Here is a 12,203-nt window from a genome sequence, read left to right as displayed (position 1 = left end):
TATGTCTGTACCTTCGAGAGAAGAAATGTATCGTGTACTTGAAGAACGACACGGCACTGAACTGCAGAAAAAGCTTGCCGCGTCTTCGGTTGCTGTCTGCGGACTTGGGGGATTGGGTTCGAATATTGCCATTGCTCTTGCAAGAGCTGGTATCGGCAGGCTTCATATCATTGATTTTGACTGTGTTGATATTTCAAATCTTAATCGGCAGCAGTATTTTCCCGATCAGCTCGGAATTCCTAAATCTCGAGCCCTCGGTGATACCCTGAGACGTATAGCTCCGTATTGCGAGATAGTCAGTGATGATACGATGCTTAACGAGAGTAATATCCCTAAGCTTCTTGTCGATGATGATATAATAGTAGAGGCTTTTGATAAAGCGGATCAGAAGGCGATGCTGGTAAACGGTGTTCTTGAGAAAATGCCGTTTAAGTATCTTGTATCAGGTTCGGGAATGGCAGGACTGGCGCCTTCGAACATGATAATAACAAAAAAAGTAACAAAACGTTTTTATCTTTGCGGTGACGGCGTAAGTGATGTTGATGACGGTATGGGGCTTGTTGCTTCAAGAGTTCTTATATGCGCAGGTCATCAGGCTCATGCCGTTATAAGGATAATTGCAGGCGAATATGATATATAAGGAGTAATTCACATGAAAGACGATAAGCTTGTCATAGGAGGACATGAGTTCTCTTCACGTTTTATTCTTGGTTCGGGAAAATACTCTCTCAGCCTTATTGAGGCTGCTGTTAAATATGCAGGAGCTGAACTTATAACTCTTGCTGTACGCAGGACAAATTCCAAAGAGCATGAGAATATTCTTGACTATATCCCGAAAGAAGTAACTCTTCTGCCGAATACATCTGGGGCAAGAAATGCTGATGAGGCTGTACGTATAGCACGTCTTGCCCGTGAACTCGGCTGCGGTGACTTTGTGAAGATCGAGATAATGCGGGACACTAAGTATCTTCTTCCCGATAATCAGGAGACTATACGTGCTACGGAGATACTTGCAAAGGAAGGCTTTGTTGTTATGCCGTATATGTATCCAGATCTGAATACAGCCCGTGATCTTGTAAATGCAGGTGCAGCTTCCGTTATGCCTCTTGCCTCACCGATAGGCTCGAATAAAGGACTTGCAACAAAGGATTTCATACAGATACTTATTGACGAGATCGACCTGCCCATTATTGTTGATGCGGGCATAGGCAGACCTTCACAGGCGTGTGAAGCTATGGAAATGGGAGCTGCTGCTGTAATGTCCAATACCGCTCTTGCTACAGCAGGGGATCTTCCTGTTATGGCTGAGGCATTCAAACAGGCGATAGAAGCGGGCAGAAAAGCTTATTTGTCAGGCCTTGGGCGTGTTCTTACAAGAGGAGCCGCTCCGTCAGATACGCTTACAGGCTTCCTACACGATTAAAATGATACATCTTGTAAAGGTCAACGGCGGAAATATCTATGATATTTTGTCACTGAATGTAGAAGAGAGTCAGAAAAGCTTTGTTTCTGATAATAAGACCAGTCTTGCAGAAGCTTATGCAGCTGTAACAGGCGGCGGTCATGTATTTCCCTTTGGTATATATGACGATGATACTCCGGTGGGATTTGTAATGATAGGCTTTGGTACAGACGAATACTGGGAAGATCATCCCGGCGTTGCCGAGGATAACTATAATATCTGGCGTTTTATGATAGATTTCAGGTATCAGAACAAGGGCTTCGGAAGAGCAGCCATGAAGCTTATACTTGATTTTGTACGGACATATCCCTGCGGGAAAGCCGATAAATGCTGGATATCATATGAACCTGAGAATACTGTGGCTGAAAAATTATACAGTTCATTCGGTTTTGAGCCGAACGGCGAAACAGACGGCAACGAAATTGTAGCCGTTCTGAATCTATAAAGAAGGTAATTTAATGGAAAATCATTATTTTGTGGACTCGGATAAGCTCTCCGAGGCTGCGCTGAAGAAAAAGCATGAACTTGAAACAAATCCTGCTTCCCGAACCGATCATATGAAATATATGGAAGGAATGGAACAGATAAAGTCGGATATAATGGATAAGGTAATTACTGAGATGAAAAACTATGATTATTCTCAGTATACTGCCCGTGACGTCAATACAGCTCTAAATCATGAGAACTGTACGGTTGAAGACTTCAAGGCGCTGCTGTCTCCTGCAGCAGAGCCTTTTCTTGAAAAAATGGCTCAGCGTGCTAAGCTCGAGACACAGAAGCACTTCGGCAATACGGTATATCTGTTTACTCCGCTGTATATTGCCAATTACTGTGAGAATTACTGTGTTTACTGCGGATTCAACTGTTATAATGACATCAGGCGTATGAGGCTTGATATGGAGCAGATCGAGCATGAGATGAAGGTAATTGCTGACAGTGGCATGGAGGAGATACTTCTGCTTACAGGAGAGAGCCGTGCTCAGAGCAGTGTGGAATACATCGGCGAAGCCTGTAAGCTTGCGCGTAAATACTTCCGGATGGTCGGTATAGAGGTTTACCCTCTTAATACAGACGAATACAGGTATCTTCATGAGTGCGGTGTGGATTATGTTACGGTTTTTCAGGAAACATATGACAGCGATTGCTATGAGCAACTTCACCTTATGGGACATAAACGTGTATGGCCTTACAGATTTGAAGCCCAGGAGCGTGCTCTTATGGGGGGGATGAGAGGAATAGCCTGTTCAGCCCTTCTCGGACTTTCTGATTTCAGAAAGGACGCTCTAGCCAGTGCTCTTCATGTTTATTTCTTACAGAGAAAGTATCCTCAGGCTGAAATATCACTTTCTTGTCCGCGACTTAGACCTATCATAAATAATGATGAGATCAATCCGCTCGATGTACACGAAAAACAGCTTTGTCAGATACTTTGTGCGTACAGGATCTTCCTTCCGTTCTGCGGTATAACCGTTTCGTCACGCGAAAGCGAGTCCTTCAGGAATGGTATTGTCAAGATCGCTGCTACGAAAGTTTCGGCAGGCGTATCTACGGGCATAGGTGATCATGAAAGCAAGTATACCGGCAAGGAGAGCGAAGCTGCCGAGGGGGATGAGCAGTTTGAGATTAATGACGGCAGAAGCTTCGATAAGATGTACAAGGATATGTCCGAAGAAGGACTTCAGCCTGTACTCAATGATTACCTTTATGTCTGATATAATATGTATTACTGCAAGGAATCTGTGCTGCCGTGATTTTTTGCAGCAGCTCAGGCTTATATCAAACGGAGCTCCAAGAGCGGTGATACTTCGTGAAAAGGAGCTAACCGAGGCGGAATACATGGAGCTCGCTAAAAAAACAGCTGATATTTTCAAGGAAAGTAATACAAGGCTGATACTTCATAATTTTTATAAACCAGCAATTGATATGGAATGGAAATATATTCATCTTCCTCTTCATGTTCTTCGTGAAATGAGCAGGGAGGACAAAAAGTGTTTTGAGTGTATAGGTACTTCCTGCCATTCAGTTGCTGATGCTCTTGAAGCGGTCAGACTCGGAGCTGATTATATAACCGCAGGCCATGTCTTTGCGACTGATTGTAAAAAAGGTCTTGAACCGCGCGGACTTGACTTCCTCAGAGCTGTTTGTAAAAGTGTGGATATTCCTGTTTACGCTATTGGCGGCATTACACCCTATAACATCGGCGAGGTCATAGCGGCAGGAGCAGCGGGGGCCTGTGTTATGAGCGGCCTTATGAAGTGTGATGATCCGGCTGAGTATATCAGAGAATTTGAAAAGAAGTGATAAATATGAATATTGAAAAAAAGGATCTGCTTCTATATGCCGTTACTGACAGAAACTGTATGAAGGCAAAAGATTTTGAAACCGCTGTTGAACACGCTATCCTCGGCGGAGTGACCTGTGTACAGTTGCGTGAGAAGAATATAAGTGAAGATGAGCTTATTGAAGAGGCGGGAAGGCTTCTTAAAATCTGTCATAAATATAATGTACCGCTTATAATAAACGATGATTACAAGGCTGCGTTGAAGTGTGGCGCTGATGGTGTTCATGTTGGTATCGAGGATTCTCCTGTATCCGAGATTCGCCGCATTGCAGGCGACAATTTTGTTATAGGTGCAACTGCCAAGACAGTTGAGCAAGCGAAGATTGCAGAGGAATCAGGAGCCGATTATCTTGGCGTAGGAGCTGTTTTTCCTTCTCCCACCAAGAAAAATGCAATAAGGATAACTCCCGAAAAGCTTTCCGAGATATGCGGGTGTGTAAATATACCTGCTGTAGCTATCGGAGGAATAACTGTCGGAAATGTTGATTCAATAAAGGGATGCGGACATTGCGGTATTGCTGTTGTTTCTGCGGTTTTTGGTGCTGATGATATAAAAAAAGCTGCCGAAGAGCTCCGAAAAGCAGTATACGGAACTATATAGTGAGGGAAATATGATAAAGTATTATGACATCGGTCTTAACCTTTTCTGCAAGCAGTTCAGAGAGCCTGAAAAAGTAATTGATGATGCTTTGAATGATGGCGTTGAATGTATCCTTACAGGGGCTGATATGAAAAGCAGTGAGAGCGTTAACATTTTTGTTTCAGAACATGATTGTTTTGGCACCTGCGGTATCCATCCTCACAGTGCAGACATGGCAAGAGCTGAGGATTTTAAACGTATAAGAGAGATTGCAGCTTCAAACGAGAAGATCGTAGCCGTTGGAGAGTGCGGTCTGGATTACGAAAGAATGTTTTCGACCCGAGAAAATCAAATAAGGTGTTTTGAACATCATATAAAAATAGCAGAAGAGCTCGGAAAACCTATGTTTCTTCATGAGCGTGAGGCAAGCGAGGACTTTGCGGCGCGTTTCAGAAAACATCCCGAAATATGCAAAAGATCTGTTGTGCATTGCTTTACAGGTGATAGGAATACATTGAGAAAGTACATTGATATGGGCTTTTACATCGGTATAACAGGCTGGATCTGTGATGAAAGGCGCGGCGGACCATTGCGTGAAGCAGTCAAGTATGTTCCGATAGACAGGATAATGGCTGAAACAGATGCTCCTTACCTTACTCCGAGAAATATTAAGGGGCTTGACCGCACTAATGTACCTCAGAATATTAAGTATGTTGTGGCTGAGATTGCTAAAAACATGAAGGTCGATGAAACTGAGCTTACAGCGGCGCTTAAAGAGAATACCGAGAAATTTTTTGGAATATAGAAGGTAAAAGACAGCTTTGAAAGCATCAAAAGGCTGCATGGTATATTATAACCATGCAGCCTTTTGATATTTTCAGCTGATATAGAATTATTTAAGTGGAAGTACACTGTTGAATACGGCATAGAACTTGATCGGAATATGTTTATCTATATGGCATTTTCCGAAAAACCATTTCTTGTATTTGCAGTTTTTGATAACATCTTCAAAGAAAGCATGAAGTTCGAGTCTTTCAAGAACATCTACTCCAAGGCATTCTTTAAGAGAAGCAGGCGGTTCGTGAGTGATTATATAGTCAATAGCATAGTGATTTTCGCGCAAATGAGCGATACCTTCTCTTATTTCAGCCTGAGAAGGCTGTTCGCGTTCCCACCAGTCATTATCACGTCTGAATTCAATATCCTGACTGTGGCCGCCGCCGAATGTAAATATCTTTGTCTTTTCAATGGTATAAACCTGGCCACGCATCAAATGAACAATATTCGGCTTTATTATGCGTGCTTTTCCGCCATGCCATTCTTCGGGAGCATATTTTTCAAGAATATCAAAGTTTTCATGGCATCCGTCGAGAAATGCGATTGTAAAGCCTTTTTCGGCCAGTTTTTTGAGCGCAGCTTTTTCTTCTTTGGAATTATTCCATAAAAATCCGAAATCGCCGGCGATAATAAGTGTGTCACCGCGGCCGAGCTTTTTCATTTCAGGGCTTTTAAAGCGTGTAATGTCTCCGTGTGTGTCTCCTGTAACATAGATCACATTAAAAACCTCCGTTCCTTTGTTCAATTTTTATGCAGCTATATATTTTTCTGATGCTGCTTTTCGTTTTGTATATTTATTGTATCACATTTTTTTGAAAAGGTAAAGAGCATAGAAATATTTTTTTGAAATTTTTTTTGAAAACCCCTTTTAAAAACAGAAAATATCTGGTATAATATAATTTGGTAGTTTATAAGAAATTCAGCGGCTTTCCGCTTGAAATAAAAGGAGAATGTATGAAGAGGTTACTTTGTATACTTGCAGCAGTCTGCACTCTGCTGCCCTTTGTCTGTATATCCGAGGTCAAGGCTGTAAGTTTTCCGCTCCAAACACCCATTGCCAGTGAATCGGCTGTTTTGATAAATCTTGACTCAAATACTGTAATTCACCAGAAAAATGCCGATACTAAGCAAATGCCGGGACCTCTTGTAAATATTATGACAGCTGTTATATGTCTTGAGAATTGTCAGGATCTTTCTCAAGAGGTTACTATTGACGAATCTGTTTACTCCTATCTTTACAATATACAGTATCCTGATGATCTGCGCTTTGCAGAGATACTTGACGGTGACGTTCTGACTATGACAGACCTTCTGTATGCTATGATGCTGACTTCGTCCGTAGAAGCGGCAGAGACAATCGCTTATAAGATCGGCGATGGAAAAACAGCTGATTTTGTTGAAATGATGAACAAAAAGGCAGCAGAGCTGGGACTTGAGAATACTCATTTTACCAATGCTACCGGAATGTATGATACAAATCAGTACACTACTGCAAATGATATGCTCAAGCTTACGATGTATGCTTTAAGTCTTCCGTATTTTGAGAATATTGCGACAACTTTTACGTACACACCAACTGTACCCAATCCCAAGAGTCATCCCAAGATTGAGGAATGGATCTGGACGAATTCAAATATTATGATGGATTCTGAGGATGATCTTGCGTACAGCGGAGCAAAGGGAATAAAGACTGCTAATCTTGATGCGGCCGGCAGAAATATCATAACTATGGCGAGCCGTGACGGAAATAAGTATCTTGCTGTTCTTATGAAAGCACCTCTTAATACTGCTGACGGCGATACGGCTTTTTATCATATAACTGACGCTATAAGCATTTTTGACTGGGCTTTCGATAATTTTTCTTATCAGGTGATACTTGCGGATACAGCTGAGGTAGGTGAGCTTCCCGTTGAACTGGCAGAGGGAAATGATTATGTCCTTGCTATCCCGAAGGAAGAATTTACGCTCTTATGGTATAATGAGGTGGACGTATCGACTATCAGCCGTGATAAAGTCGTGTGGTATAAAAATTCACTTCAAGCTCCTGTTGCCAAAGGAGAGCCTCTTGGTGAGGTAACTCTTGAATATTCGGGTGAGGAGCTTGGCACCGTTGAGATCGTAGCAGTTAATAATGTTGAGCGTTCTACATCAAAATATAATATGTACGTTGCAAAGATGTTCAGAAAATCAAGATGGTTCAACAGAGCACTTATGGTCTCATTCCTTCTTTGCGCGATATATATTATCGTTTGTGTTTATTCGTATATCGTGTTCAAGAGTAAATCCAAACCCATGAAACCTATATATGCTGTTCCGAAGGTCAATGATAAGGATCGTCGCAGACGCAGGCAGCAGAATGATGATAAGTGATTAAAGGCTGAAAATCTTTGAAATAGTAAAAAATAAGCGCCATAACATATCCGAAATGGATCCAGATGTTATGGCACTTTATATTTATAGACTATAATGTTATATATTGACTGCTTGAATAGCCTGTTATACCGTTATAACTAACTACATACCAGCCGTTTGTCTCCCCGTTGATCGTCATTGAAGCGCCGTTTGGCATGGAACCTATTATTGGGGCTGACAGACTCGGATAATTTCTGATATTCAGCCCGCTTCCGTTAGTTGTAACAGTTCCGCGGCGTACAGGACCTGCCTGAACGAAAGGTATACCGAAGTAGTCACAGAGGGTATCAACGATATTTCGAGCAATATTTTCCAGATTGCTTTTCAGCCAGGCTTCATCGGCATAATTGTCATGATAACCGAGTTCACAGAGAACAGCAACGGCTCTTGTTCGAAGTACTTCACCGAGAGAATAGGTGGGGAGTGCTCTGACTTTATCGGGAAGAGGATATATAAATTTTAAATTGTTTGCTATCATGTTTGCGAGACGTTCACTTTGTATACTTTTAGGAGCGTAATAAACATCTATACCTCTTAGTTTTCCTGCAAGAGCTTCGGGAGCAGCATTTGAATGAAGTGCGAGATGAATATCGTAATTTCCCGAATTTGAGTCTGATATAGCTCCTGTTACATTGCGTTCGGGATCGTTTCTTACAAAATCTATACCGCACGAGCGGAGATAGGGTTCTATTCGATCGGCAAGAAGATTCATATAAAGCTCTTCATTTCCGTCAGTTGCATATTGATTCCATTCCTGTGTGGAAGGACTCAGAAACACCTTTGGCATAAAAACATTCCTTTCACTGGGGTTTGAGATTTATCTCATATTATTCTATGCTAAATCGAAAGATAATGTCAGAAAAACAGAATATGCACTTGACTTTTTGTATTTAAAGCGTTATACTTTAAATGATAAAAGAATACGGAGGTTTTGTATTTATGAAAATACTTGTTGTTGGTCTTGGACTTATAGGCGGTTCAATATGTAAAGCGCTTAAGAAGTATACTTATCATAATGTTACAGGCTGTGACATAAATCACGATATAGAATATGCTGCGCTTCGTGATGTAGCTTTAGATAATATTTTTGACGGCAATCTTAAAGGATTTGACCTGATCATTATTTCTCTTTTCCCGGAAGCGTCGGAAAAGTTTTTTGCGGATCATGCTGCCGAGATCGGAGAGAACACTCTTATTACCGATGTATGCGGTATAAAAGGGAAGTTCTCCGAGAGAATGAAAAAGATTGCAAACGAAAATAGTCTCAGGTACCTTGGAATTCATCCTATGGCAGGAAAGGAGTTCGGAGGATACTATAACAGTACAGCTGATCTGTTCGTAAAAGCAAATTTCATAATTGCTCCTTTTGATGACAGTACAGAATATGACGTTCTTCTGTTACAGGAGCTTGCTAAAGAGATAGGTGCGGGTAAGATAGTTGTCACCACTCCCGAAAACCACGATAAAATGATTGCATATACCTCACAGTTGGCACATATAGTATCAAGTGCATATGTAAAAAGTCCCGAGCTTGGACTGGAATGCGGTTTCAGCGGAGGAAGCTTTCAGGATATGACTCGTATTGCTACTATGAATGAGAAAATGTGGACCGATCTGTTTATGCAGAACAGGGAACATCTCCAATATGAGCTGGATACTCTCATAGAAAACCTAAAAAAGTACAGCAGTGCGCTGAAAGATGGTGATGCAGAAAAAATGAAAGCTCTCATCGCCGAGGGCAGAGAGCTTAAAGAAGAAAATCTTCGTCACAGAGTCGGTCAGCCTAACTGAAGAATTTTTTCTCGAAATCAGGCTGAGGTGCTGTTATATCCATGCTGTTCAGGTAGTTTAATGCGGAATTTTGTGGCATATCGAATTTCAGCCGGTATGCACAGAGAGCTTGCCTGAATATTCCGTACCTTTTGTTTGCCGTAGTATTCCCGTATTTGCCGTCTCCAAGAACCGGAGCGCCTATGTGGGCGAGGTGAGCTCTTATCTGATGGGTTCGTCCGGTATAAAGAGTGACCTCTACAAGAGAGAGAGACTTTTGCACAGATAGAATACGGTATCCCGTTTTTATAGGCTTGTATCCTTCAACAGGCGAGTCGGAGATCTTAACAAGATTTCTTGACTCGTCTTTTTGGTGATATGCAGATATTATCTCTTCTTTTTGCGGTGGAGGCGCTGTGGTTATACAGTGATATATTTTATTTACATTGCCATTTCGTATTGCTTCGTTCAATTCACGCAGGGCAGCTGCATTTTTGGTTGCTGTAACCAATCCACAGGTGTTTCGGTCAAGTCTGCTGCAAAGCGCAGGTGCAAATGAGCTTTCTAGCTGAGGCTGATATTCTTTCTTATTATATAAATAATGTTTTATTCTGTCTATAAGTGTGTCTGTCATATGACTTCCGTTTGAATGAGAGTCAAGACCTGCAGGCTTATTAACGATAATTATGTTTTCGTCTTCATAAACAACATCAATTTCCGCAGACTGTTCGAGAAAGCTCATATCGTGCTTTTTTTCGGCAGAAACATCATCTTTTACATATACTGTAACCTTATCTCCCGTATTTAATCTTGAAGATATTTCACAGCGTTTACCGTTTATTTTTATGTCTTTCTTGCGTATAAGGCGGTACATCATGCTTTTAGGGAGCTCGGGAAGTGCCTTTGTTATGAATTTGTCTATTCTTTGCCCGCTGTCATTTTCATTTATGATAAACTCTTTCATCTGCTCCTCCTAAATGTTACAGAAAAGTATCTATTAGTTACAAAAAAATTGCGTGAAATTCCTCAAACTTTACAAAAAATAAACCAAGTTTGAATTTTTTGTGAAATAGAGGTTGAAATATCTCATATGATATGTTATAATTTACAAAAAGGGACATTGTAAAAGTTCGCTTTTTGTAATCTTAACGAAAAGGAGTTCGATAAGCTATGAAGATCTGCAAAGCTTTGGTATCACTTTTGACTGCTTGTTGCATCATAAGTTCAGGGGTTGTTATGTCTGTATCGGCAGCCGACTCCGATTTATATGATAACACATATTCATCCGAATGTAAAGAGCAGGATGAAATTGGAGTTCCTGATCTGTCAAGAAAGGTCGGAAGTGTTGCTTCTGATGTAGAGCTTACTACTCAGACGGAAGTAGGAGATGCTCCTTCAGTTACCACAGAGATACCATATAACGTTTTCAATATATATAATGCACATCAGACTTATTTAAAGCTTCATTCAGGCGATAAGAGTATGATATACCGCAAGACGGAAGGTATTGACGTATCTTATGCACAGGGAAAGATCGACTGGAAGGCTGTAAAGGACAGCGGCGTAGAATTCGCTATCATAAGAGCTGGCTTCGGTAATGCCAATAAGTATCCGAATCAGGTCGATACATGGTTCAAGTATAATATTGAAGAAGCACAGAAGGTCGGTATCGATGTCGGTATATACTGGTACAGCTATGCTGATAATGCTGAAGGTGCTCGTAATGAAGCAGAATCGTGTTATCAGGTCATAAAGGATTATAATATTACATATCCTGTTTATTTTGATATTGAAGAGCCCAAGCACAAGTTGCTCTCTGCTGCGGAGGTATCAGCTATAATTGAAGGCTTCTGCTCTACTATAGAGTCAAGGGGCTATCACGCTGGTGTTTACAGCTTTGCAAGTCTGCTCAATTCAAAGGTATATCAGCAAGTGCTTGATAAATACGCGATCTGGGTAGCACATTGGGATGTGCCTGCTCCCGGTTTTTATAATGATTACGGAATGTGGCAGTATAACGCAAAGGGAAGAGTCAATGGCATAACTACTGAGGTTGACATCGACCACTGCTATATCAATTATCCATATATCATATCCCCGGATACATATGTTCCTGACGGAAGCGAGACAGATTCAAGCGAGCAGATCTTCCCTATAAGCGTTAATAAGGGAGTTGCGAGCGGTATTGATGTTTCTGTATGGCAGGGAAAGATCGATTGGGACAAGGTAAAGTCATCAGGTGTGAATTATGCTATAATCCGTGCGGGATACGGTAATCTTGCAAGTCAGACCGATAAGTATTTTGAAGCAAATGTAGAAGGTGCTGAAAAAGCAGGAATAGACTGCGGCGTTTATTGGTACAGTTATGCTGAAGATGCTGAAGATGCATTGCGTGAAGCAGAAGCTTGTTACGAAGTAATAAAGGATTATAAATTCAGTTATCCTGTTTATTATGCCATCGAGGACACGATGTTCTCTTCACTGAGCAACCAGGAGATAACAGATATTGTAAAAGCATTCTGTTCGTATTTTGAAAAAAAGGGTTATTATGTCGGAATAAAGAGCTATGCTAATTTCCTTAATACAAGGATAGATTCCTCAGTTTATTCAAAGTATGATGTATGGGTGTCTCATTACGGTGTTTCAAGACCTGCCTTCAAGAACGGATTTAATATGTGGCAGTTTGGTAATGATGGTAAGATAAACGGTATAAACGGATATGTTAATCTGGATTATGCTTATATCAATTTCCCTGAAGTAATGAAAAAGAATAAATTAAACGGCTTTAATTAAAGATATTA

General features: G+C 41.1%; 13 protein-coding genes. 10 read left to right on the top strand and 3 right to left on the bottom strand.

The genetic code is table 11. The annotated features are described in order from the left end of the window. The first annotated feature begins 1 nt into the window (after position 1). The 7 genes from thiF to RF007C_RS09000 are packed head-to-tail and all read left to right on the top strand — an operon-like array spanning position 2 to position 5,188. Complete coding sequence (thiF, locus tag RF007C_RS09030) at positions 2-640, top strand: sulfur carrier protein ThiS adenylyltransferase ThiF (RefSeq protein ID WP_037299260.1); 639 nt, start codon at positions 2-4, stop codon at positions 638-640. A gap of 12 nt (positions 641-652) precedes the next feature. Continuing rightward, complete coding sequence (locus RF007C_RS09025; RefSeq protein ID WP_037299258.1) at positions 653-1,423, top strand: thiazole synthase; 771 nt, start codon at positions 653-655, stop codon at positions 1,421-1,423. 1 nt (position 1,424) lies between these two features. Further along, the gene (locus tag RF007C_RS09020) at positions 1,425-1,907 is read left to right on the top strand and encodes a GNAT family N-acetyltransferase (protein WP_037299256.1); all 483 of its coding nucleotides are present in this window, start codon (positions 1,425-1,427) and stop codon (positions 1,905-1,907) included. A 13-nt stretch (positions 1,908-1,920) separates the two neighbouring features. After that, entirely contained in the window at positions 1,921-3,174 is a 1,254-nt protein-coding gene (gene thiH, locus RF007C_RS09015; RefSeq protein WP_037299255.1) for a 2-iminoacetate synthase ThiH, read from the top strand. Continuing rightward, positions 3,167-3,763 carry a thiamine phosphate synthase gene (locus RF007C_RS09010; protein ID WP_037299253.1) on the top strand — a complete coding sequence of 199 codons (597 nt, stop codon included), beginning with the start codon at positions 3,167-3,169 and terminating at the stop codon, positions 3,761-3,763. Before thiH ends, RF007C_RS09010 begins: the two co-directional genes overlap by 8 nt. 5 nt (positions 3,764-3,768) lie before the next feature. Continuing rightward, positions 3,769-4,404: a thiamine phosphate synthase gene (gene thiE, locus RF007C_RS09005; RefSeq protein ID WP_037299251.1), complete on the top strand. Its 636-nt coding sequence runs from the start codon at positions 3,769-3,771 to the stop codon at positions 4,402-4,404. 10 nt (positions 4,405-4,414) lie between these two features. Continuing rightward, positions 4,415-5,188: a TatD family hydrolase gene (locus RF007C_RS09000; RefSeq protein WP_037299249.1), complete on the top strand. Its 774-nt coding sequence runs from the start codon at positions 4,415-4,417 to the stop codon at positions 5,186-5,188. Positions 5,189-5,275: 87 nt separating this feature from the next. Here the strand turns inward: RF007C_RS09000 and RF007C_RS08995 are convergent, their stop codons facing one another. Continuing rightward, entirely contained in the window at positions 5,276-5,938 is a 663-nt protein-coding gene (locus tag RF007C_RS08995) for a metallophosphoesterase family protein (RefSeq protein ID WP_019678762.1), read from the bottom strand. 236 nt (positions 5,939-6,174) lie between these two features. On the opposite strand from RF007C_RS08995, the gene RF007C_RS08990 reads away from it, so the two are divergent. Further along, a complete protein-coding gene (locus RF007C_RS08990) occupies positions 6,175-7,590 on the top strand; it encodes a D-alanyl-D-alanine carboxypeptidase family protein (protein WP_037299248.1) in 1,416 nt (471 codons plus the stop codon). Between the two features lie 91 nt (positions 7,591-7,681). On the opposite strand, the gene RF007C_RS08985 is transcribed toward RF007C_RS08990, so the two are convergent. Further along, positions 7,682-8,419: an SH3 domain-containing protein gene (locus tag RF007C_RS08985; RefSeq protein ID WP_037299247.1), complete on the bottom strand. Its 738-nt coding sequence runs from the start codon at positions 8,417-8,419 to the stop codon at positions 7,682-7,684. A 152-nt stretch (positions 8,420-8,571) separates the two neighbouring features. Between RF007C_RS08985 and RF007C_RS08980 the strand changes: the two genes are divergently transcribed. Next, complete coding sequence (locus tag RF007C_RS08980; RefSeq protein WP_037299245.1) at positions 8,572-9,423, top strand: prephenate dehydrogenase; 852 nt, start codon at positions 8,572-8,574, stop codon at positions 9,421-9,423. Here RF007C_RS08980 and RF007C_RS08975 read toward each other — a convergent pair. Next, the gene (locus RF007C_RS08975; RefSeq protein ID WP_037299243.1) at positions 9,416-10,366 is read right to left on the bottom strand and encodes an RluA family pseudouridine synthase; all 951 of its coding nucleotides are present in this window, start codon (positions 10,364-10,366) and stop codon (positions 9,416-9,418) included. The genes RF007C_RS08980 and RF007C_RS08975 overlap by 8 nt on opposite strands. A 206-nt stretch (positions 10,367-10,572) precedes the next feature. On the opposite strand from RF007C_RS08975, the gene RF007C_RS08970 reads away from it, so the two are divergent. Then, positions 10,573-12,195: a glycoside hydrolase family 25 protein gene (locus RF007C_RS08970; RefSeq protein ID WP_242836292.1), complete on the top strand. Its 1,623-nt coding sequence runs from the start codon at positions 10,573-10,575 to the stop codon at positions 12,193-12,195. The last annotated feature ends 8 nt before the right edge of the window (positions 12,196-12,203 follow it).

The organism is Ruminococcus flavefaciens 007c, assembly GCF_000571935.1.
In the GTDB taxonomy this organism is placed as follows: domain Bacteria; phylum Bacillota; class Clostridia; order Oscillospirales; family Ruminococcaceae; genus Ruminococcus; species Ruminococcus flavefaciens_F.
This window is presented reverse-complemented; position numbering and strand designations above follow the sequence as displayed.

Excerpts from the sequence above, each read along its gene's own strand:
- thiF (WP_037299260.1), top strand. The coding sequence starts at position 2 with ATGTCTGTACCTTCGAGAGAAGAAATGTATCGTGTACTTGAAGAACGA.
- RF007C_RS09025 (WP_037299258.1), top strand. The coding sequence starts at position 653 with ATGAAAGACGATAAGCTTGTCATAGGAGGACATGAGTTCTCTTCACGT.
- RF007C_RS09020 (WP_037299256.1), top strand. The coding sequence starts at position 1,425 with ATGATACATCTTGTAAAGGTCAACGGCGGAAATATCTATGATATTTTG.
- thiH (WP_037299255.1), top strand. The coding sequence starts at position 1,921 with ATGGAAAATCATTATTTTGTGGACTCGGATAAGCTCTCCGAGGCTGCG.
- RF007C_RS09010 (WP_037299253.1), top strand. The coding sequence starts at position 3,167 with ATGTCTGATATAATATGTATTACTGCAAGGAATCTGTGCTGCCGTGAT.
- thiE (WP_037299251.1), top strand. The coding sequence starts at position 3,769 with ATGAATATTGAAAAAAAGGATCTGCTTCTATATGCCGTTACTGACAGA.
- RF007C_RS09000 (WP_037299249.1), top strand. The coding sequence starts at position 4,415 with ATGATAAAGTATTATGACATCGGTCTTAACCTTTTCTGCAAGCAGTTC.
- RF007C_RS08990 (WP_037299248.1), top strand. The coding sequence starts at position 6,175 with ATGAAGAGGTTACTTTGTATACTTGCAGCAGTCTGCACTCTGCTGCCC.
- RF007C_RS08985 (WP_037299247.1), bottom strand. The coding sequence starts at position 8,419 with ATGCCAAAGGTGTTTCTGAGTCCTTCCACACAGGAATGGAATCAATAT.
- RF007C_RS08980 (WP_037299245.1), top strand. The coding sequence starts at position 8,572 with ATGAAAATACTTGTTGTTGGTCTTGGACTTATAGGCGGTTCAATATGT.
- RF007C_RS08975 (WP_037299243.1), bottom strand. The coding sequence starts at position 10,366 with ATGAAAGAGTTTATCATAAATGAAAATGACAGCGGGCAAAGAATAGAC.
- RF007C_RS08970 (WP_242836292.1), top strand. The coding sequence starts at position 10,573 with ATGAAGATCTGCAAAGCTTTGGTATCACTTTTGACTGCTTGTTGCATC.